We start from the raw sequence: 23086 nt of genomic DNA on the forward strand, positions 1-23086 counted from the left end.
CAACTCCAAAGTGTATCTATGCATACTATCATATAAAAGATGACGAGCGATCGCCAGCGCAAACCTAATCTCGGCAAGTGACGGTCCACAAAAACTAAAATTGTTCGCAAATTAGCCTGAAAAATGATAATTTTTTGCTTCTCCATTGAGTTTTTAGTTAATCCTGCTTATAATATAGCGAGAAAAATAAGAAAAAGGTGTCCATAAATGAGCATATTAAATGTTGAAGGATTAAGTCATGGCTTTGGGGATCGTGCGATTTTTAAGGATGTTTCATTCCGTCTCCTAAAAGGCGAGCATATCGGATTATTCGGCGCTAACGGCGAAGGAAAATCCACTTTTATGAATATTGTTACAGGCAAACTGCAACCTGATGAGGGTAAAGTCGAATGGTCCAAGCGGGTGCGTGTTGGCTACCTCGATCAGCATGCTGTGTTAACCAAAGGAATGACGATTCAAGACGTACTCAGAAGTGCCTTTCAATACCTGTTTGATCTGGAGCAAGAGATGAATGATATGTACGGCAGAATGGGTGACGTTTCACCTGAAGAGCTGGAAAAGCTGCTTGAAGAAGTAGGTACCATCCAAGATACACTTACAAATCAAGATTTTTACATGATTGATGCGAAAGTACAAGAAACTGCGCGTGGACTAGGGATCACTGACATTGGATTGGATCGTGATGTAGCCGATCTTAGTGGTGGTCAACGTACCAAAATCTTGCTTGCGAAGCTATTGCTTGAAAAACCAGATATTTTGCTCCTCGATGAGCCTACCAACTATCTGGATGAGCAGCATATTGAGTGGCTGAGACGTTATCTTCAAGAGTATGATAATGCCTTTATTCTGATCTCTCACGATATGCCATTCTTGAATAGCGTTATCAACCTGATCTACCATATGGAAAATCAAAAGCTGACCCGTTATGTGGGTGATTATGAGCAATTCCAACAAGTCTACGAAATGAGAAAACAACAGCTTGAATCTGCTTATAATCGTCAAAAGCAAGAAATAGCAGAGCTGAAGGATTTCGTAGCTCGTAATAAAGCCAGCGTGGCAACCCGTAATATGGCGATGTCCAGACAGAAGAAGCTCGACAAGATGGAGATCATCGAGATTGCCAAGGAGAAACCGAAACCACAGTTTAACTTTAAAGAAGGTAAAACTGCGGGCAAGATGATTTTCGAAGCAAAAGAATTGGTTATCGGCTACGATTCTCCATTGTCCAGACCGCTTAATTTGCTGATGGAGCGTGGACAGAAGATCGCGTTGGTTGGGGCAAACGGAATTGGTAAAACAACTTTGCTGCGCAGCATTTTAGGTGAAATCTCTGCATTGTCCGGTTCGGTAGAACGTGGATACCATCAGGAGATTGGCTATTTTGAGCAAGAGATGAAGGAAGGCAATTACAAGACTTGTATTGAGGAAATCTGGGACACGTTCCCGTCTCTGTCACAATTCGAAGTACGTGCTGCCCTTGCTAAATGCGGATTAACTACGAAGCATATTGAGAGTAAGATTGCTGTTCTAAGTGGTGGGGAAAAAGCCAAAGTGCGTCTATGTAAGCTCATTAATAGCGAAACCAATATTCTCGTATTAGATGAGCCGACAAACCACTTGGATATCGATGCCAAAGATGAACTGAAACGCGCTCTAAAAGCATACAAAGGAAGCATTCTTATGATTTCTCACGAACCCGATTTTTATCAGGACATCGTAACAGATATCTGGAATTGCGAAGATTGGACGACGAAAGTATTCTAAGTATACGAGTTCAATTAACGAATCTTAAACAGGATACCTTACTTCGATTCTCCGAAGGGTATCCTGTTTTTTTATCCCGAGGCACCATCTGCATTAACTGTGACGATTAAAATTGGCGTCTGAGGCAATGATTCCATCTCTCTGAGAAATCTTGAACAGTAACGCAAAAACACCACTGAGGATGGATAATGTAACTACACAAGGTTACTAGGATACCGATGATCCAGCCTGCAAGATGGGAGACACTTTCAATGCAGATGCCTTTTATAAAATCGACTGATTTATACTTCATCCGTACCTCAAGATAGGCGTAGATGATTACAAATAGCATAAATAGACCACACCAGAGGTAAAAGTATTTTGGCAGATTCCCAGATAACAAATCCGTCAAAAATTGAATGGTCGTCTTCATGATTTCCATAATTAACACAAACAATAGATCACTCCTCAAAACTTTCCGCCGGTAAGCAAACTTTAGGCTTCAAACTTCAGATTCTGCGGTTCCGTCGGAAATTCTTCTGTCCGTGCACGGGAATCAGTGACGGGAACGTCCAGGCCTACTTCTTCAAAGGTGCAGTCATCCAGCCAAATCTTTCCGGATCCGGATAGGAGAATACCTATGTTGATACAATCCGCCTCTGCCGGGATATCCAGCACACAAGCGTAAAAATTCCAGGAAGCAGTTCCTTTAATACTTCTGTACTGCATGTTGTCAAAACCCAGCATATTCTGGAGCTTGTCATCAATACGCATCCATAAGCCGCACCTGTCGCTTACTTCTTCGGTCCGGATAAAGCCGGCAAACCGCATCCGTTTCCCAAGATAATTTTTTGCGTCAAACTGCTGCATTAGAGTACCGAATTCGTTCCCTTCGAGTGGTTCAGTTTCTGCGCATTCCAGTGATACAGAGTTCCTTCCCTTATGGTAAATCTGCATATCTAATGATGCCTTATATTTGCTGGGAGATGTTCCGGTGATGAACCAACCTTTAATTTCGGACATGGTAAATTCCTCTCTTTCCTGAATCAATAGTTTTATCTGTGACCTGTATTGGGCTGGGGGGAGAGCATAAAGTCCTTTAAAAGCTCTTGTAAAAGCCTCTTGACTATCAAAACCATAAAGAAGTGCAATATCTAGAATGCGTTCTTCGGAATAGAGCAGCAGTTGGGCAGCAGAACTCAACCTGCGGGAACGAATGTATTCAGCTACACTTTTGCCGACATATTTCTGAAAGAGCCGGTGGAAATGATATTTGGAGAATCCAGCCTCTTTCGCAATTCTGTCCAGATTCAATTCTTCTTCTTCCAAATGGTTCTCAATAAATTCAATACTATTGTGAATCATCTTGTAATACAGCCTGATCACCTCCTTGTTCTGGTCTTAATATACCTCATCTATTTAAAGGGATTTTGATAATTCTTGCTTAGTTGTACTTCAGTATGTAGAAATTTGCACCTGAATCTAATACTATCAGCAGAATATATAAAAGAAGAGTATTAAAACTATAAAACACAAAAAGGCGAATTCTTACTCATAATGGAGTGAGAATCCGCCAATATCTATTTGGATGCATTCCTACATTAAACCTCAATGATGATTGGAAGGATCATTGGACGCCGTTTCGTTTTCTCGTATAGGAACTTACTTAATGATTCTTTGATGGTCTGCTTGATGATATTCCATTGGCCGAGATCAGTTTCGTTCATCTTTTTAAGGGTCGATGTTACATGCTGGTTGATCTCGTCCATTAAATTATCGGAGTTACGGACATAAACGAATCCCCTGGAAATGGTGTCCGGCTCATTTAATAGACGTCCATCGGTTTGGCTCAGTGTAATCACCGTAATCAGTATGCCGTCTGCTGACAGCTGGCGACGATCGCGAAGCACAACATTTCCAATATCACCGATCCCAAGGCCATCCACTAGAATTTGCCCAGCAGTCACTCGACCGGATTGGCGGACAACACCAGACGATGACTCGACGATGTCCCCATTTTTTAGAATAAAGATATTTTCTGGTTTGACGCCTACCGCCTCCGCTAACAAGCTGTGATGATGCAGCATGCGGTATTCACCATGGATCGGAATAAAGTATTCAGGTTTCATTAGAGTCAGCATTAGCTTAAGTTCCTCTTGGCTACCATGCCCTGAGACGTGAAGCTCACTGCGTGAACCATAGATGACTTTAGCACCCAGCATATATAAATTATCGACAATCCTTGAAACATTTCTTTCATTTCCTGGGATGGGATTGGCTGCGAGCAGAACCGTGTCCCCAGCCTGGATCTCCATCAATCGATGGCTTGAGTTCGCTAAGCGGGAGAGGGCGGCCATGGGCTCTCCTTGACTGCCTGTACATAAAACAGTTACCTGAGCCGGAGGAAGCTTAGCAGCTTCTGCAGGTTCGATCAGCATATTGTCCGGAATGTTTAAGTAACCGAGCTCTTGGGCTACTCCGACTACATTAACCATACTTCTGCCTAGTAAGGTCAATTTACGTTCAGTTAAATGAGAAGCATCAATGATCTGCTGTAGACGATGTACATTTGAGGCGAAGGTAGAAATAAAAATTCTACGTTCTGCTTTTAAAAAGGCTTCTTCTATGTGAGCGCCAACAAGCTTCTCAGAAGGGGTGAAGCCAGGGCGCTCAGCATTGGTGCTTTCTGACAGCAGGATCTTTACACCCTTTTTACCGATATCGGCCATTTTATGTATATCTGGATACTGCTTGTTGACGGGCGTCATGTCAAATTTGAAGTCTCCCGTATGAACTACGGTACCTTCAGGTGTATCGAATACTACGCCAAGGCAATCTGGAATGCTATGATTTGTATTAAAAAATGTTGTAGTAATGGCACCCAGGGTTAAAGTAGATTCTGAATCAATACAATGGAGTTTCGTTTGTCGTAAAATCCCATGTTCCCTAAGTTTATTTTCGATTAATCCTAGGGTTAAACGGGAAGCATATATCGGGATATTCAACTGTTTAAGCAGGTAAGGAATCCCACCGATATGATCCTCATGTCCATGAGTAACCACCAATGCTTGTACCTTATCAATATTATTTAATAAATACGAAACATCAGGAATAATTAGGTCAATTCCTAAAAGACTTTCATCTGGAAATTTAGAGCCGCAATCAATAACGACAATGTCATCTGCGTATTGCAGGATATACATATTTTTACCGATTTCATGAACCCCGCCTAATGCTGCAATCGAGAGCTGCTTAGCTGCCATTTTCATTGAAGCCCCTCCTAAATAAATTTCTCTATATTATGTTTGATTCCCATTATAATTATCCATTCTGAAGGCTGATACAATATAATAACTGAAGAAAGCTAATCGAAAGATAGGAGAACGTTACTCATGAATATCCGACTATTACAAATGAAAGATAATAGCTCCATTGAAAAGGTCATCAGGGACTGCCTAATTGAGTTTGGCGGGAATCGCGCGGGTCTCGTCTGGGAGGATGACAGCCTGCATCATTTATCTGATTATTATAATCATAGTGAGAATCGGGCTTATTGGGTTGTTGAAGAGGGAGGGGAAGTATTGGGAGGTTGTGGAATTGCTCCTTTCGGGAATGATGACAAGATATGTGAGTTGCAAAAAATGTATTTATCTCAGTCGATTAGAGGTAACGGGATAGCCAACGAACTTTTAAATACAGCGCTGGACTTTGCCAAGCTTCATTACAACCAATGTTATTTGGAGACACTGCAAAACATGCACGCAGCCAACCGTTTCTACACAAAAAATGGATTTGAGCTATTAGAAAAACCACTTGCTGGGTCGGAGCATTTTGCTTGTGATGCTTGGTATATTAAAAATTTAATGTAATTGATTTAAAAATGTTGGAGGCCTGGATTACCAGGCTTTTTTTGCTCTAAGATAATGATTTTTTATTTGACAATAAAACCGTCCAGACGGTATAGTAAATAACAGAGGTGATTATCGTGAACAGTAATTCAAAACGAAGTAGTATTTTATTAGCAGCTTCTATTGTTGTTAAAAATAATGGGGTGGAGAAGCTTACGCTTGAAGCCGTTGCCAAAGAAGCCGGGGTCAGTAAAGGTGGACTGCTGCACCATTTTCCGAATAAGGAAGCTTTAATAAAAAGTATGGTGGAAGAGTTAACAAGCGATTTTTTCAGTAATGTTCAAGAAAGAGTAGCGAATGCATCTAGAGAAACGGGGAAGTGGGGACGAGCGTTTGTTCAGGCGATTGACGACGATCTTAAGGAAGAGCAGGAGATTAGCACAGCGCTTTCGGCTGCTCTTTTTACGAATCCGGATATCCTTAAGAAATTTCAAGATCAATACTCAGTATGGCAAAACAATATAGAGAACGATGGAATAGATCCTGTACGTTCAACGATTGTCAGGCTGGCAGCGGACGGTTTATGGTATTCAGAAATGTTCGGATTAGGAGTTTTAGATAAGGAGTTACGCAGTAAAGTGATTCAAGAATTAATAAACATGACGGAGTAAGGAGGGGCTATTGTTGAATTCATATCTGTTACTGGCAACAGCGATTATCTGCGAGGTATTTGGTAGCTCCATGCTTAAAGTTTCTAACGGGTTTAAAAAGATTTTACCTTCAATAGGAGTCGTACTCGGCATGGGTTCAGCCTTTTATTGTCTTTCTTTAGCGCTTTCAACGATTCCTCTAGGGACGGCTTATGCTATTTGGTCGGGGGTAGGTACGGCTTTAACTGCGTTAATAGGAGTAATCATTTATAAAGAAAAATTCAATCTGAAGAAATTACTCGGTCTGATTCTTATCATTGGTGGAGTAGTCATTATGAAACTTTCTGGTGGATCTCATTAGAGCTTGGAGGAAATGTTATGAACAAGAATAAGGGTTTTTGGGTACTAGGGGTAGCTATTATAAGCGAAGTAATAGGTACAACTATGCTGAAAATGTCAGAAGGGTTCACACAAATATTGCCTACTATAGGTGTTATTATTGGTTTTATAATCGCATTTTATAGTTTGTCTATAAGTCTCAGAGTTTTACCTTTAAGCTTAGCTTATGCGATTTGGGCAGGTGTAGGTACAGTTCTAACCGCTATCGTTGGCATAGTAATATGGGGGGATCCATTTAGTGTGCTTACACTTGCAGGCATAGTATTAATAGTTGGAGGTGTAGTTTTATTAAACTCTCCAGATTCAGCTAATGAAAAAGAACTTAAAACCACAAGCTAATCTTTATAAAAAACAAGGGCCTGAGAAATCAGGCCTATATTTGATTGGCGTGATGTTGATAGATTCCATATTTAGGGTAGTTTGGCGATATTGGTATCACATATCTTTTCCGTAGAATTACATCTTATAGCTTGAACTGTTCTTTCTCTATAATGAAAGTGTCTCACATTGAAAGGAGGATCGGTTGTTATTTAATGTGCTCTGAGATGAATTTAAATGTAAACGCTATCATTTGAGCACTCAGATAGGGCGACACATTAGTGATAATCTACTTTAAGAGGAGGATTATAATGCGCAACAAGTATGTCGTATGGTCGCTTGTAGTAACCCTGTTGATTTCAAGTTTATACCTGGCAGCGGGTCCGTTCACATTTGTTAGTGCCTCTGGTGGCGCGAGTTTGACGCTGGGCAAAACTGTAACGGCTAGCGGTCAATCACAAACGTATAGTCCAAACAATGTGAAAGACAGCAATCAAGAGACGTATTGGGAAAGCAGCAATAATGCATTTCCGCAATGGATCCAAGTTGATCTCGGTACAGAGACAAGTATTGACCAAATCGTATTGAAGCTGCCAACGGGCTGGGAGACGCGTACGCAAACACTCGCCGTTCAAGGCAGCACAAATGGATCTACATTCACTGACATTGTTGGTTCAGCTGATTATGTGTTCAATCCTTCAGCAGGAGGGAACACCGTTAAGATTGATTTTTCAGCAACCAGCACTCGTTATGTACGCCTGAATGTAACAGGCAATACGGGTTGGCCGGCAGCGCAAGTATCTGAATTCGAAATTTATGGAGCTAGCACACCAACACCGACGCCAACAGCCACACCGACAGCCACACCAATTCCAACAGCCACACCGACAGCCACACCAACGCCAACAGCCACACCAACGCCAACAGCCACACCAACGCCAACAGCCACACCGACAGTCATACCAACGCCAACAGCCACACCAACTGTCACACCAACACCTGTTACGGGCAGTAATATCGCGGTTGGCAAATCGATTACCGCATCCTCTAATACGCAATCATTTGTGGCAGCAAATGCTAATGACAACAACACCAACACATACTGGGAAGGTGGCAGTAATCCTAGTTCATTGATACTTGACCTGGGGTCAAACTACAATGTTTCCTCAATCGTTCTAAAGTTAAATCCAGCCGCTGCATGGGGAGCACGTACCCAGACGATTCAAGTGCTCGGTCACAATCAAAACACAACGACATTTGGGAATCTGGTGTCAGCACAATCGTATTCGTTTAATCCAGCTTCAGGAAATACAGTAACCATTCCTGTTACCGCAACTGTCAAACGTCTACAGCTTAATATTACTGCCAACTCGGGTGCTCCAGCTGGACAGATCGCCGAATTTGAAGTATACGGTACTCCAGCTCCGAATCCGGATTTGGTGATTACTGGCATGTCCTGGTCACCAACGAATCCGGTCGAGTCTAATGCGATTACGCTGAACGCAATCGTAAAGAATATCGGCAATGCCAGCTCTCCAGCTACTACTGTTAATTTCTATTTAAATAATGAGCTTGTAGGCTCAGCTCCGGTAGGTGTACTAGCAACTGGAGCATCGACAACAGCATCGATGACACTTACCGCAGGAGTTAAGCCTGCCGCAACGTATTCAGTTAGTGCCAAAGTTGATGAAGACAACCTAGTTATCGAACAAAATGAAGCGAATAACAGCTACACGAACCCAGCGTCACTTATTATCGCTCCAGTGTCCAGCTCTGACTTAGTGGGAACTGTTACATGGACACCAAGTAATCCTGTTGCTAATAACAATGTAGCGTTCAATGTAAATCTTAAGAATCAAGGAACCATTGCCTCTGCAAGTGGTTCACATGGTATAAGCGTTGTTCTAAAAAACTCTGCGGGTTCCACTGTTCAAACCTATAATGGATCTTATAACGGTGCCTTAGCAGCGGGGGCATCAGTTAATGTTGCGATTCCAGGGACTTGGACAGCGATTAATGGTAACTACACAGTCACCACTACTGTTGAAGTGGATGCTAATGAGATAGCTGCCAAGCAAGCGAATAATGTAAGTGTTTCTAATCTCGTTGTCTATGCTGCGCGTGGTGCAAGCATGCCGTATAGTCGATATGATACCGAGGATGCTACTCTCGGGGGTGGCGCGACCTTGAAATCGGCGCCAACCTTTGATCAGGCATTACTCGCTTCTGAAGCTTCTGGCCAGCGTTATATAGCTCTTCCTTCGAATGGTTCGAACTTAGAGTGGACGGTCAGACAGGGTCAAGGCGGCGCAGGTGTAACGATGAGATTTACAATGCCTGACTCTGCAGATGGGATGGGATTGAATGGTTCACTGGATGTGTATGTGAATGGAGCGAAAGTAAAAACAGTTTCTTTAACCTCATACTACAGCTGGCAGTATTTCTCAGGTGATATGCCTGGCGATACACCTAGTGCAGGACGTCCACTATTCCGTTTTGATGAAGTTCACTGGAAGATGGATACACCCCTCCAACCTGGGGACAAGATTCGAATCCAGAAGAACAATGGAGATAACTTGGAATATGGTGTGGATTTCATTGAAATTGAATCTGTTCCATCAGCAATTGCCCGCCCAGCTAACTCCGTATCTGTAACAGATTACGGTGCTGTGGCAAACGACGGACAAGATGATCTGGCAGCTTTTAAAGCTACTGTAAATGCAGCCGTGGCAAGCGGAAAGTCTATTTATATTCCAGCAGGAACCTTTAATCTTAGCAGTATGTGGGAGATTGGTTCTGCTAGCAATATGATCAATAACCTCACTATTACTGGTGCTGGTCTCTGGCACACCAATATTCAGTTCACCAATCCTAATGCTGCGGGCGGGGGTATTTCACTCCGTATTTCAGGTAAGCTAGATTTCAGCAATGTTTATATGAATTCTAATTTGCGCTCACGTTATGGACAAAATGCAATTTACAAAGGTTTTATGGATAACTTTGGAACCAACTCTATTATCCATGATGTCTGGGTAGAGCATTTTGAATGCGGAATGTGGGTAGGCGACTACGCTCATACACCTGCGATTTATGCTACCGGGCTGGTAGTTGAAAACAGTCGGATTCGGAACAATCTTGCAGACGGCATCAACTTCTCGCAAGGAACTAGCAATTCAATTGTACGCAATAGCAGTGTGCGAAATAATGGTGACGATGGTCTTGCAGTATGGACCAGTAACACCAATGGTGCACCTGCTGGTGTGAATAATACCTTCTCGTATAACACCATTGAGAATAACTGGCGTGCGGCAGCGATTGCTTTCTTTGGAGGAAGTGGTCATAAGGCTGATCATAACTATATCATTGATACAGTTGGTGGTTCCGGCATACGTATGAATACCGTTTTTCCAGGTTATCATTTCCAGAATAATACGGGTGTAGTTTTCTCAGACACAACCATTATTAACAGTGGCACGAGTAAAGATCTTTATGGGGGTGAACGTGGCGCAATTGATCTTGAAGCATCAAATGATGCTATCAAGAACGTTACATTTAACAACATAGACATCATTAATACCCAGCGTGATGCGATTCAATTTGGATATGGTGGTGGATTCGAGAACATCGTGTTCAACAACATCAACATTAACGGTACAGGACTTGATGAAATAACAACTTCACGGTTCTCAGGTCCACATAAAGGTGCAGCTATTTACACCTATACGGGCAATGGTGCGGCAACCTTTAATAACCTGACAACTTCCAACATTGCTTATCCGAATCTGAATTATATTCAGAGCGGTTTTAATCTAACGATTCATTAATTTTATGTACGAGGTTAAGGGAGAAGCTCTTAGGAGCTTTTCCCTTTTAGCTTGTAACGAGCTGGATATCTCTAATTTTCCAGAAGGATAATGACTACATGACCAAGAAATTAATATATGGGGGATTTAAACTATTAAATTTTGAAAATCTTTTGCAAATGTGTTGATTTCATCATCTTAAGTTCGTCATAGCAGATGCGTCGGATCTCAAAGGACCTCCTGATTTTGTTAAAACAACTTACTGCGCTTATTCAGGCAAACCATTTAATTACTTAAAGGGAGAGATGAAAAATGAATCAGGAAGTAATCGATTTTATTGAAGCGCTAAAAGAATCATGGCAGGTGGAGTTGTCCACCTCACTACGTGAGGTTGTTCATCAGGCTATACCGGATGTGCAGGAACGTATTCAGTATAAGAAACCTCATTTTTTGAAAAATGGAAAATACGCTGCGGCCATCTCGATATCAAAAGACGCAGTCAGCTTTGTAATCTTTAATACAACCGAGCTAACGCTTCCAGAGGGAGCATTTGAGGGACCACCTGAAAGGAAAACCCTGAAGCTTCGAAAAGGAGACACATTTGATTCTGCACAGTTGGTCTCTTTAGTTGCTCAAGCTTCAGCTTCTCTTTGATCCATACTTATATTAAAAGGACGATATCTCAAAGTCATTTGACTTCATGGGATATCGTCCTTTTTGACGATTATACAGTTTTAGTTACTCGTTGTAGTGCTGAGATAGTGAATCTGCTCTTCCAGGATGGTACTTGCTTTGCCTAAAAATGTTGTTATCAACTCAAGCTCCTGTTCAGTAAAGGAAGACGCCAGTTTAACCATCTTAGTGTGCAAAGGAAGGTAGGCATTTCCAACCTCGCTATTCTCATATAAAGGAACAATGATCACCTTACGACGGTCTTTGGGGTCATGTTCTCTGCGAACAAAAGCATTTTTTTCAAGTCGATCAACTAATGTGGTAATGCTGCCTGTAGTAAGTCCAGTTAATTTGGATAGCTCGCCGGCGGTGATAGGACCTTTTTCATGAAGGATATCTATAGATAGAAAATCGTTATTGTATAACCCTAAAGAAGTTGCTACTTTTTGCTGATACAAAACCGTTCGGCTGCCTAGGCCCCGCATGCGTAAAGTTAAGTCTTCCTGCTGAATTGTAACTTGATTGTGCCGATCTCTTGACAAAAGAGGACCCTCCTTTTAAAATGTTTATATCTTGATAATCAAGATAATTAATAAACAAGATGCTTGATGAACATCTAATTAATTGTCTTGATTTTATCGAATTATTCACTAATTTGCAAAGGGTATAACATCACGTGGTTTGGAATGAAGCCTGTGCACAATCCTTTAACAATTAGAGTAGAACTAAACATTTGGGAAAAGTGGAGGAGAAAAAGGAGCATGGAAAAGAAAAATAAAGTTGGGGTTATTATAGTAGCTCTATTGTTGGCTACACTTATGGCATCAATGGATAATACTATACTTGCAACCGCAATGGGAACCATTGTAGGTGACCTTGGCGGCTTTGACAAATTGATGTGGGTTACGTCCGCTTATATGATAGCTGAGATGGCGGGAATGCCGATTTTCGGTAAATTATCGGATATGTATGGGCGTAAGCGATTTTTTATTTTCGGTATTATTGTCTTTATGATTGGTTCAGCTTTATGTGGTACGGCAAATTCTATTGTCCAGCTTAGTATTTATCGGGCGATTCAGGGTATTGGTGGAGGCGCACTCGTTCCTATTGCATTCACGATTATGTTCGATGTAGTGGCCCCAGAAAAACGGGGGAAAATCGGTGGGTTATTCGGTGCTGCCTATGGTATTTCCAGTATTTTTGGTCCCCTTATTGGCGCTTATATAGCGGATTATATTCATTGGTCTTGGGTCTTTTATATCAATTTACCCATTGGTGTTATTGCATTCTTTATGATCGCTTTCTTCTACAAAGAATCTGTTGAGCATTCCAAAGAGAAAATTGATTATCTTGGGGCTTTTACACTTGTAGCTTCAATCCTTTGTCTCATGTTTGCGATTGAGCTCGGGGGTAAGAAATATGCTTGGGACTCGACAATGATTCTGGGATTGTTTATGGCTTTTGTTGTGTTTTTAATTGGTTTTATTGTTATCGAACGTCGTGCAGAAGAGCCTATCATTACCTTTGGCATGTTCAAGAATCGTCTCTATTCTACGAGTAATGTTATGGCGATATTTAGCGGAGCGGCATTTATTACAGCCTCGGTGTACATTCCAATTTATATTCAAGGGGTTCTTGGCGGGTCTGCTACAAATTCGGGGCTTGTTCTACTTCCTATGATGATTGGTTCTGTTATCACTGCTGCTGGCGGAGGATTCTTGCTCTCTAAATTTAATTATCGCACGATCATGATTTCTACGTTAGTACTCCTTGTTGCAGGTATTGCTCTGCTTACCACACTAACACCAGACTCCTCCCGGTTCATGGTCACTATTTTTATGTTTCTGGTGGGTCTTGGCATAGGTTCATCATTTTCTGTTTTAAGCAATGCAGCGATTCATGGATTTACAGCAAGACAACGGGGTTCGGCAAGTTCGACACTTAGCTTCACACGGGAGCTGGGAATGACACTTGGTATTACGGTATTTGGTATTATTCAAAGTCACATTTTTTCGAATAAATTAACTTCCATGTTCAGTAAGGGAGGAGCGGCACCAGAAAGTGTTAATCTAAGTGATCCAAGTACAATTTTGACTCCCGACACACGGGACAAAATTCCCTCTGAGGTTCTTGATAAAATCACCGAAGGATTATCTTCCTCTCTTGTTCATACCTTTGCTTGGGCGATTATTCCATCAGTTATAGCTCTAATGGCAGCATTTGTGATGAGCAGGGAGAAGTTTGATCCTGCTTCTGAGCTGGAAGAATTTACGGCATCGCATTAAGGAAATAAAAGATAAAATAAAAGCCCAAGTCCTTTGTTAATAAGGGCTTGGGCTTTTTTGATAAGAAGCTCGGCGATCCTATTTCTCTGAAATGCTATATCGAGAATGTAAATGCCAGATAAGCTCTCTACGGCTGCTGACACCTGCTTTAGCGAAAATGGATTTTAAATGATCCTGAACCGTGTAAGCAGAAATATGTAGCTCAGCAGCCAATTCTTTAGTAGATAATCCGCGAATTACTCCTTCAAGTAAATGCTGTTCCCGTTTCGTCAGATCATACGCTTCTGCAATGATAGGAAGCATATCTGCTGGACGTGCAGGCTCGAATGAAATAGCAATTTGCGTCTGACCGTCGTATGCGTGAAGCCGGCTAGCCCGGATCACTAGATAAGGTCCGTCTGACATCCGGATACAGGACTTAGCCATCCCCGAAGATTCAAAGGGACCATTGATTGCTTGTGTGCTCACCGCCCGAATTGGTCGTGGCAGGATATGGTGATCAATTTTTTCTAATGAACGAAGTTTCTCTAACCAGCGGTCTGCTGTAGGATTGGAGGAGAGGAGCACTAGTTGATCAGAAAGGACGGCAATTCCTGAACCGTAATCTTCTTCCAGCCAAGTCTGATTTCTCTCAGGCAAGTCAAGACTGTAAGCCCGCATTCTTGCGGCAATCTCAGGAAGCATTAAGGTTATCCACTCACAATCTTCCCGTGAAAATACAGGCTGACCCGATTTTCTGTAAAGTGTCAGATACCCCCAACACGCATCTCCGTGAACAAGTACAGCGCGTAATTCATCCTCAAATCCCGACGGAGACAGTACTTTTTGATAGCGAGCACTTAAATCTGGCTGCCCTTCGGTTGCTTCATATAAAGTAGCTACGTGCACTTTACTATGAACCATTTGCTCATAGGGATTAATATCCTCTTCACCGTATTCGATCTGGAACAAGTGATGATGAATGGATTCCACGTTATCTTCTGTCACCGCACCTGTCGAGAGTAGTGTCTGTGGATCAACATGGGTACAGCAGGCAGCATCAAAGGGTACAACCTCGCGTAAAATCGACAGTAATGAAGTACGGTAGCTATGTGAAGAATCAGAAATAGCACCTAACCTTCTGATTTGTTGTTTAATATGATTAAGTTGTCTTATGGTTTTCATAGGTAAGCCCTCTAGTCTTGGAGTATAAAAATAGGTATCCCACATTTATGGGATAGTGAATATAAAGCATATCCGTATAATTGAGAATGGTTCTTAATTATTTCTATTATATAGGATGCGGTGATAAAATGCAGAGAAAAGAAGATATTGTAGTCGTCGGCGGATATGGCCATGTAGGGCGTACCATTTGTGAAATCTTAGAGAAAAAATATCCTGGAAAAGTATATGCTGCAGGGCGAAGCCTTGTAAAAGCAAAGCAATTCAGTCAAACAACTGATGGGAAAATTAAGCCGATGCAGTTGGATATTAATAAACCTTTACCTACTGATAAGTTAGAACGAGTGAAATTAATCATTATGTGCTTAGATCAAACGGATACGGATTTTATAAGAGCTGTGTTTCGAAGCGGTATTCATTATGTGGATGTATCTGCGAACGGTTTGTTTTTGAATGAAATTGAGAAATTCAAGAGAGAGGCTGAAGACAATGGGTCAAGTGCTGTCTTAAGTGTAGGACTTGCTCCCGGCATCACTAATCTCCTGGCCCTTGAAGCAGAGCGGCAGATGGATCAGATCGAGGAGATAGAAATTGCCATTATGCTCGGATTAGGTGATTCTCATGGCAAAGCGGCGCTAGAATGGACAGTCGACAGTTTAGCAGCTAAGTTCGAAGTGAAGCAGGATAATCAACAGGTTGAGGTGGAGAGCTTTACAGACAGAAGGTTGTATCATTTTGGTGATGAGATGGGTAACCGATATGCTTACCGTTTTCCATTCTCAGATCAACAGACACTTAGCAGAACACTGAAATCATCGTCTATCTCTACACGATTTTGTCTTGATTCAGCTGTAGTTACTAAAATACTGGCAATAACGAAAAGAACTGGAGCCGTTCGCTTACTGCAAATAGGCTGGCTGAAGAATTCAATTGTTCGTGTTATGGGGCGGCTGCATTTGGGGGATGATGGGTTCGCTATTAAGGTTGAGGCACGTGGAAGAAATTCAGAAGGTAAATTACTTCATGCGGATTTTTTATTACAAGGAAAGAATCAATCTATCATTACGGCAAAAGTAACAGCGGCAGTAGCAAAACATCTATATGATTCACCACCCCCAGGCGGAGTTTACCATATTGAGCAGATGACTGATATGACGTATATACAGAAGGAATTAGGATCAGCCATTTCTCTCAAGACTGCGGTAAACTAGTATAATATTAATCATATAGAAAGGGGCGTCTTAGAATGAATAGAAAAGATTGGGAGCTGTTGAACGGTCATAAAGCGGGCGTGTTTTGGTTCACAGGATTATCAGGTTCAGGAAAAAGTACACTAGCACAACAAGCTGAAAAAGAATTGTTTAAGCAAGGCATCCGATGTGCTGTGATCGACGGCGACCAGCTAAGAAAAGGTTTGAATATTGATTTAGGCTTTTCAGAAGAGGATCGTAAAGAAAATATGCGGCGCGCAGCCGAAGTAGCATCTATGTTTTTGGATCTAGGCTTTATAGTGCTTGTCCCGATGATTTCACCTTCTTCAGCTGCAAGAGAAGCGATTAGATATCGTTTTCAGTCTGGCGAGTTTGCAGAGATTTATGTGCAATGTTCATTAGAAACCTGCGAACAACGTGATCCTAAAGGGCTGTATAAGAAAGCTAGAAAAGGTGAAATTCGTGAGTTTACAGGTATTGATGCTATTTATGAAGCCCCTGAACTTGCCGAATTGACAGTTAACACAGAGATTTACGATATGGAGAGCAGTGTGAATCTGCTAGTTGATTTTGTTACACATAATTACGCTAAAAAGATATAGAGGGAAGTTAACAGAAGCCTGCTCAAGTAGGGCTTCTGTTTTTTTGCATTCTCAAATGGAATTTTATCGCATAAAAGGGATCAAGGTGCTACAATATGAATGAACAAAATATAATTCATTCATTTTTACAGGTATTAATCAAAATATGAATATATGGAGGGGTTCAAATGAAAAAAGTTACTGCATTTATTGGGAATCAACAAAAGCATGCGACCTTTGAAGCGGTTTGTGAATTTGGCAATAATTTAAAAGCATATGGTGATATTGAATTTGAGTATGTCTTTTTAAAAGATTATCGGCTTGAATATTGCCGGGGCTGTAAGATATGTTTCAATAAAGGTGAGGAGTATTGTCCACTAAAGGATGATCGTGATGTATTGATGGAGAAAATGATCCATTCTGACGGAATTATTTTCGCCACGCCTAATTATGCATTTCATGTATCGGCACCGATGAAGAACCTCTTGGATCGGCTTGCTTTTGTATTTCATAGACCTCGTTTCTTCGGGAAAACCTTCACGGCTATTGTCAATCAGGGGATCTTTGGAGGCAACAAAATTGTAAAATACCTTAGCAATATGGGCGAGAATTTCGGATTTCAAGTTACAAAAGGCTGTGTTTTGACTACTTTGGAGCCAAGAACAGAAGTTGCGCAGAAAAAAATGACGAGAGAAATAAAGAAAGCCTCCGAAAGATTCTATAAGGACCTTATGTCGCCCAAGATCCCAGTTCCTTCTTTTCTCAGATTAATGCTGTTTCGAATGTCACGTACAAGTATAAAAACAATGCTTGATGATCGTTCCAGGGATTATCGTTATTACAAAGAACAAGGCTGGTTTGAGTCGGGTTATTATTATCCTGTTTCATTGGGTCCTATAAAAAGGACAGCGGGTCTGATCTTTGACTTTATTGGGAAACGAATGGCTAAGAATTCGTAACCATAAAGACACTTCTCCGTATAAGATATGAACATGACCGACAATTAACCAAAAGAGAAGTTGAGGTAATCCACCTATGAATGTGAATGTAACCGATCATGCCGATTCAGCCTATTCGCTAGCCGAGCAGAGGGCGGCTCAGTATTTTGTTTCACTGCACATGCAGTTCAAAGAAAAAACTTATGTATCTACTCTGACTGAAGACATTCAATTATGGAAAAAACATCATATTCATCGCCGCTCATGGTTGTCATTTTTCTCTAGAGGGAAAAGGAAACCTGATTCTCAGGATTATCATAGGTATATAGGCTGGCTGAATCTTAACGGTAAATTGGATGATTATTTAGATCGCAGCGTGTCCTATTTATATATGAGGGATCTGGGCAAAGCCTTGGATTCTACTGATACACAAAAGAGGGTTAAGCGAATGGTTGCTGACATTAGATCTCAATTGATCCCAGACGATTCAACAACGATAAGAGATCAATCGGAACTTATGAGCTTGGCAGGAGTATATCGCTGGGCGCAGAACGAAGGCGTCGAGACCGCCACCATCTGGGTGATCGACAAGCTAAAGAACGTATCAACCCATATTCCGCAGGAAATGAATGCCGAACAAGCGCAGCGTAAGTTAATTAAGATCATTATCGGGGTCATTCTGCATGTAATGGAGGAAATGGGGGAGAGTACCCCACCTTTGGAACGTTCTAAGAAGCTTAGTGAAGCCATTAGACTTGGTTATTCTTATGGGCTGACTTACCCTTTTATTGATGATCTTCTCGATTCCAGTGTCTTAACGGTTCAAGAAAAAGAGCAATATTCCCTTATGATACGCGACGCTATCCTTACTAGATCTGTGCCTGAGCTTGGAGAATGGTCCGGAGATAACATGGAATTCATTCGATACGTACATTCGGAGCTTAGTGAAGCTTTCGAATATATTAAAAGCTATCAACGTCCAGAAATGCAGAACATATTTTTCGAGCAATCCTTTGTGTTTTTTCAATCTCAGGAGCTGGACCGTGTTAAGGAACTTTCCAACGCTAAATACACCAATGAAGAGCTTTATATCCCCATTATCTTAAAATCCTCTTCTTCCCGTTTAATTGTCCGATCCGTCATTAGTGCACCTACAGATGATGGATTTGATCAACGTACTTTTTATTATGGTCTTTACAATCAACTGGCTGATGATTTTGCAGATATGTTTGACGATATGAAAGAGGGAGCGGTAACGCCGTATACCTATTTTCTGAAATACCGTGATCAACGTTCAGATTTGATAAACCCTTTTGAATTATACTGGACCGTCATCTCTCACCTAATCCATACCGTATATCAATCCGATGCCAAAACCCGTGAAGTGATTCTAGATCGAGCAATTAACGGTTTGAAGCGTTGTAAAGAACGTCTGGGTACTGAAAAGTATAAAGAGATTATGGAGATCTTTGCTACGGGTCAACCCGAATTTAATCGTCTCGTGCAGCAAATGGTGTTGAAAGCTGATGATGTGGATTTTTTTGACAAACTACTAAGAGATCAGATGCTTACGAATTTAAAAAACAACAAGCAGGAAAAGGTGGATTTTCACAATACGATTCAAAAGGTTCGTGGTGAAATCAACAATCAATTGCCAATTAATAAACCTGTTGGGACACCAACTATGAAAGAAATGTTAATTGATGCAGCCAATTATAGTTTAGAGGGTGATGGCAAGCGAATACGACCTATCCTGACTTGGGTTATGGGTGTGAACGAATACGGATTAGACAGCGCGGCAATTGTGCCGCTTTTGAGGTCTCTGGAATATATGCATACTGCATCCTTAATTTTCGATGATTTGCCCTCTCAGGATAATGCTCCCACTCGAAGAGGCCGTTCAACTCTACATGAGGTGTATAATAGCGCAACGGCGGAATTGACAGGCCTCTTTCTAATTCAGAAGTCGATTGAGGAACAGGCATCCCTTCATACATTCGATGCTACATCCGTAATTGCTTTAATGCAATATTCAGCTCAAAAGGCGGAAGATACCTGCATGGGGCAAGCGATGGATTTGAATTCTAAAGGAAAAGCATTGACGCTAGAGCAATTAAATATGATTTGTTTCTATAAGACGGGCATTGCGTTCGAAGCTTCACTAGTTATGCCAGCGATTCTTGCACAGGTTAAGGAGACAGAAATTGAAGCATTGAAGAAATTCGCTTATCATGCGGGGATTGCTTTTCAGATTAAAGATGATTTACTCGACTTGGAAGGGGATTTACAATTACTGGGTAAGCCCACAGGTCAGGATGTTGAGAATAACAATGCAACGTTTGTCTCCATTCTGGGTTCAGAAGGCGCTAGAAAAGAGATGTGGGAGCACTATTGTCTTGCCATGGAGGCGCTAAAAGAGATCCCCCGCAATATCAATTTTTTAAAACATCTATTGAATTATATGATTAATCGTGATCGATAAATATGAAAATGGAGTGTTGGCATCTTTGCCAGCACTTTTTTATGAAAAAAATCAATCGTTTTTACGTTCAACTCCGTCTTACTTATAAGAACATCAGAACGATGACTTTATCCTAATACCGACACTGACAAAAAAAGAGGGGGTGTGGTGAGTGGTGGATAGGACGATGGACGAGGTCAGAATGGTTGATTTTGCCCGAATGGATGAGGAAGTTTTCTTTAAACGCCTGTATGTGGAGCATCGGAAAATGTACACCGTCGCTTATAGTTATCTACGGACAGAAGCGGACGCGTTAGAAGTTGTACAAGAGGCTTCATGTCGAGCTTGGATGAAACGTAAGAAGCTTAAAGATGAACAGTCATTTACACCTTGGTTGATTCGAATTACGATCAATTGCTGTATGGATGAACTACGACGAAAAAAACGAGTGATTCCTACGGAGAAGCTGGCAGAGGTTGCAACTCAGGAAATGAAAAGCAACGACCGGATTGATCTGGAACGTGCTATGAACCGGCTAAAGCCCAAATATCGGCATGTGGTACTTCTTAAATATTACAATGACATGACTACAATCGAAATTGCAAAAGTGCTAAAAAAACCTGAAGGTACAATCAAAACCTGGTTACGTGAGGGACTTAAACAGCTTCGTAATGTGCTTAAGTGATATGGGAGGTGAACGGAGTGACAGATAAAGAAGATCGTATTTTGCAGAAAAATGTTGATGAAATGAATCAGAATACTGAAACTTTACAGGAAATGAAAATATATAACGCGATGCGAAAGGGAATTATGGAAGGAAAAAAACGTGAGAAACGCCGCTTTTATACCGCAGGTATGGGAGTGATCGCAGCTGCAGCCGTAGCCCTATTATTTACATACTCTTCAATCGGATTAACTGCCAAGGAAGTGGCTCAACCTTCAGTTCAAACCGCCAGCCCTAAAAATACAGATGATTTTGCAGCTTATCGTTCATTTTCAAGGTTAGAACCAGCGCTTGCTAGTGCTCTGGAACAGAATCTCGTGATGCCGGTGGGTCAGAGCGCGGAAAACAAGGGGTACCGTGTGGATGTAACTGGTGCAGTAACAGATGGAAGGAAGGTTTATATTCTATATAGTGTTCAGAACAATACAGACAAAGAAGTTATACATGCGGATTTTGCGCTTCAATATGAAGGCATACAGGAGTCGAATCTACATAAAGGTGCTGCACTAAGTATGCTTGCCAGCGATAACCGAATTCAACCAGGCGAGTCTAAGGATTTTATATACACCACTAGTCTTTCACCAACGGTTAAATATCCAAAGGAAGTAAACTATAATGTCATTCTCACTGAAACTTCAGATAAGGCGCTACAATCCAGTAGTAATAAATACCGGACTAATCTGGATGTTGCGTTCGAACTTAATCCTGATATGCTCAAAGCACAGGAAAAAATTCTAAAAACGGATAAAATGCTGACAGTTGACGGGCAAAAGATTAAAGTGAATCTAGTGCAATATACACCGCTTAGTACCTATGTAGATTTGGAGTATGATCTGAACAATGTTAAACAAATTTTCCAATTGATTAATCCAGTTCTGATTAGTACAAATGGGGGAGCTACCGAGAAATTATTTTACCCCGACATCGTCAACTCTGACAATTCTGAAGTCTATTCGGACAACTCCAAGTTCACGCTGGTGTTCAGGAACAGTCAGAGCGGCCTAAACCGTCAGCTAGACACTGTTTCATTAAAAACCTTTGGTATCTCGGCAGTGGAAAAGAATAAAATGAAAATTGTTGTCGATCTCAATAAGCAGCAAATCATTGAAGCACCGGGAAGTGGCCTTGAGCTTGTTGCTCCAACGCAAGAGAATTATGCAGATGAAGGAGAGATCTTGTTGCGGCATACAATTACTGATGCCGAATATTTAAAATACTACACTAGACTTGCTGATACTTTTACTGATGCGGAAGGAAATGTGCATAAAAGAGCAATCAAAACAACTTCGGCAGGAAACTTCGGTGGCTACATGACTTCAAAGGAGGGTACAGCCGTGGATGAAATGCGTTATACTTTTGGAAAGGGAGCGAAAGATTATCCTCAACCCCTAACGATTACGCTAGAGAAATATATCCATCCGATTATGGATACGCAAGCCGTAGAGTTATTTTGTAAGTCATAGATTAAGCTTAACGATTAATAATCTTGTATTTGTTGTAATCCTATAGGAGGTAGTTATGCGTAAATATAACACTGTAATCTTTGATGTGGATGGAACCTTAATTGATACAGAAATTGCTGTTTTAAGTTCTCTGCAAAAGATGTTAAAGGTGGATCACAACAAAGAGTATGAATTGTCAGAGCTCTATTTTGTGTTAGGTATTCCCGGTTCAGCTTCATTACCACAACTTGGGATTGAAGATATCAATGAGGGCAATGAGAGATGGAATGTTTTCATGAAAGATTTCTATGATACTATTAACATTTTTGACGGAATTGTAGATGTAATGAGTTCATTACAGTCAAAAGAGATCGTTCAAGGAATTGTGACTTCCAAGACAAGAGATGAGCTAAATGACGATTTCGCTCCATTTGGCTTAACTAAATATTTATCATATACCGTTATCGCAGAAGATACAGCAAAGCATAAGCCATATCCAGACCCCTTGCTAGAATTTATTAGAGTATCAAAAGCAAACCCTGAATCATCTATTTACATAGGGGACACGATTTATGATTATGAATGTGCACGAGATGCTGGTGTCGATTTTGGATTAGCTTTATGGGGATGTAAGCAGCATGAGCATATTCCCGCGAAATATAAATTTGAAACTCCGCAGGATATTTTAAAGCTGCAATTGTAAAGTGAATAGGATGAATATAAAGCAGAGCGGCATTTTGCCCTCTGTTTTTTTAATGGAAAAACCTTCATTGTATGTTCTTAACATTGACTCTTCTCTATCTTATCGTTAATATTACCTCTGTGCTTCATTGCCCAAAAGCCTAAAAGC

The 23086-nt window shown here is 41.2% G+C and carries 20 protein-coding genes; 15 read left to right on the top strand and 5 right to left on the bottom strand.

Going from position 1 to position 23086, the window contains the following annotated elements; translation table 11 throughout:
• The first annotated feature begins 207 nt into the window (after window positions 1-207).
• On the top strand, window positions 208-1764 hold the full coding sequence (locus NSS82_RS16170) for an ABC-F family ATP-binding cassette domain-containing protein (protein ID WP_036677991.1): 1557 nt from the start codon (window positions 208-210) through the stop codon (window positions 1762-1764).
• A gap of 106 nt (window positions 1765-1870) precedes the next feature.
• Here NSS82_RS16170 and NSS82_RS16175 read toward each other — a convergent pair whose 3' ends face one another.
• The 3 genes from NSS82_RS16175 to NSS82_RS16185 form a co-directional block, all read right to left on the bottom strand.
• Window positions 1871-2194 carry a DUF5823 family protein gene (locus NSS82_RS16175; RefSeq protein ID WP_254924499.1) on the bottom strand — a complete coding sequence of 108 codons (324 nt, stop codon included), beginning with the start codon at window positions 2192-2194 and terminating at the stop codon, window positions 1871-1873.
• Between the two features lie 44 nt (window positions 2195-2238).
• Window positions 2239-3108, bottom strand: coding sequence for a helix-turn-helix transcriptional regulator (locus tag NSS82_RS16180; protein ID WP_076105650.1), 870 nt, complete (start codon window positions 3106-3108; stop codon window positions 2239-2241).
• Window positions 3109-3344: 236 nt separating this feature from the next.
• Window positions 3345-5012: a ribonuclease J gene (locus NSS82_RS16185; RefSeq protein WP_235219401.1), complete on the bottom strand. Its 1668-nt coding sequence runs from the start codon at window positions 5010-5012 to the stop codon at window positions 3345-3347.
• 123 nt (window positions 5013-5135) lie between these two features.
• Here NSS82_RS16185 and NSS82_RS16190 point away from each other — a divergent pair, with 123 nt between their 5' ends.
• The 6 genes from NSS82_RS16190 (at window position 5136) to NSS82_RS16215 (ending at window position 11415) form a co-directional block, all read left to right on the top strand.
• Entirely contained in the window at window positions 5136-5612 is a 477-nt protein-coding gene (locus NSS82_RS16190) for a GNAT family N-acetyltransferase (protein WP_076105651.1), read from the top strand.
• A 116-nt stretch (window positions 5613-5728) separates the two neighbouring features.
• Window positions 5729-6262, top strand: a complete 534-nt coding sequence (locus NSS82_RS16195) for a TetR/AcrR family transcriptional regulator (RefSeq protein WP_036677976.1) — start codon at window positions 5729-5731, stop codon at window positions 6260-6262.
• Window positions 6263-6275: 13 nt separating this feature from the next.
• On the top strand, window positions 6276-6602 hold the full coding sequence (locus NSS82_RS16200) for a DMT family transporter (RefSeq protein WP_038570894.1): 327 nt from the start codon (window positions 6276-6278) through the stop codon (window positions 6600-6602).
• A gap of 17 nt (window positions 6603-6619) precedes the next feature.
• Entirely contained in the window at window positions 6620-6979 is a 360-nt protein-coding gene (locus NSS82_RS16205; protein ID WP_076105652.1) for a DMT family transporter, read from the top strand.
• A gap of 290 nt (window positions 6980-7269) precedes the next feature.
• Window positions 7270-10782 (top strand): discoidin domain-containing protein, encoded by a 3513-nt coding sequence (locus NSS82_RS16210; protein ID WP_076272521.1) that lies wholly within the window; start codon window positions 7270-7272, stop codon window positions 10780-10782.
• A gap of 291 nt (window positions 10783-11073) precedes the next feature.
• Complete coding sequence (locus NSS82_RS16215) at window positions 11074-11415, top strand: DUF1801 domain-containing protein (protein WP_076134925.1); 342 nt, start codon at window positions 11074-11076, stop codon at window positions 11413-11415.
• 80 nt (window positions 11416-11495) lie between these two features.
• On the opposite strand, the gene NSS82_RS16220 is transcribed toward NSS82_RS16215, so the two are convergent.
• Complete coding sequence (locus NSS82_RS16220) at window positions 11496-11918, bottom strand: MarR family winged helix-turn-helix transcriptional regulator (RefSeq protein WP_370511170.1); 423 nt, start codon at window positions 11916-11918, stop codon at window positions 11496-11498.
• A gap of 276 nt (window positions 11919-12194) precedes the next feature.
• Between NSS82_RS16220 and NSS82_RS16225 the strand changes: the two genes are divergently transcribed.
• Window positions 12195-13718: an MDR family MFS transporter gene (locus NSS82_RS16225; protein WP_076134921.1), complete on the top strand. Its 1524-nt coding sequence runs from the start codon at window positions 12195-12197 to the stop codon at window positions 13716-13718.
• 78 nt (window positions 13719-13796) lie between these two features.
• On the opposite strand, the gene NSS82_RS16230 is transcribed toward NSS82_RS16225, so the two are convergent.
• Window positions 13797-14882, bottom strand: a complete 1086-nt coding sequence (locus NSS82_RS16230; RefSeq protein WP_076272522.1) for a helix-turn-helix transcriptional regulator — start codon at window positions 14880-14882, stop codon at window positions 13797-13799.
• 128 nt (window positions 14883-15010) lie between these two features.
• Here NSS82_RS16230 and NSS82_RS16235 point away from each other — a divergent pair, with 128 nt between their 5' ends.
• From NSS82_RS16235 to NSS82_RS16265, 7 genes are all read left to right on the top strand, one after another.
• Window positions 15011-16090 carry a saccharopine dehydrogenase family protein gene (locus NSS82_RS16235; protein WP_076272523.1) on the top strand — a complete coding sequence of 360 codons (1080 nt, stop codon included), beginning with the start codon at window positions 15011-15013 and terminating at the stop codon, window positions 16088-16090.
• Window positions 16091-16125: 35 nt separating this feature from the next.
• Complete coding sequence (gene cysC, locus NSS82_RS16240) at window positions 16126-16692, top strand: adenylyl-sulfate kinase (protein ID WP_076134916.1); 567 nt, start codon at window positions 16126-16128, stop codon at window positions 16690-16692.
• A gap of 167 nt (window positions 16693-16859) precedes the next feature.
• A complete protein-coding gene (locus NSS82_RS16245) occupies window positions 16860-17630 on the top strand; it encodes a flavodoxin family protein (protein WP_076272524.1) in 771 nt (256 codons plus the stop codon).
• Between the two features lie 76 nt (window positions 17631-17706).
• On the top strand, window positions 17707-20091 hold the full coding sequence (locus tag NSS82_RS16250) for a polyprenyl synthetase family protein (RefSeq protein ID WP_076272525.1): 2385 nt from the start codon (window positions 17707-17709) through the stop codon (window positions 20089-20091).
• Between the two features lie 166 nt (window positions 20092-20257).
• Window positions 20258-20755: an RNA polymerase sigma factor gene (locus tag NSS82_RS16255; protein WP_036678355.1), complete on the top strand. Its 498-nt coding sequence runs from the start codon at window positions 20258-20260 to the stop codon at window positions 20753-20755.
• Window positions 20756-20772: 17 nt separating this feature from the next.
• Complete coding sequence (locus tag NSS82_RS16260; protein ID WP_076272526.1) at window positions 20773-22257, top strand: DUF4179 domain-containing protein; 1485 nt, start codon at window positions 20773-20775, stop codon at window positions 22255-22257.
• 55 nt (window positions 22258-22312) lie between these two features.
• Complete coding sequence (locus NSS82_RS16265) at window positions 22313-22939, top strand: HAD family hydrolase (protein ID WP_076272527.1); 627 nt, start codon at window positions 22313-22315, stop codon at window positions 22937-22939.
• Window positions 22940-23086 lie beyond the last annotated feature (147 nt).

Origin of the sequence: Paenibacillus sp. FSL H7-0735 (assembly GCF_038008505.1) — a bacterium.
Taxonomy (GTDB): domain Bacteria; phylum Bacillota; class Bacilli; order Paenibacillales; family Paenibacillaceae; genus Paenibacillus_AQ; species Paenibacillus_AQ odorifer.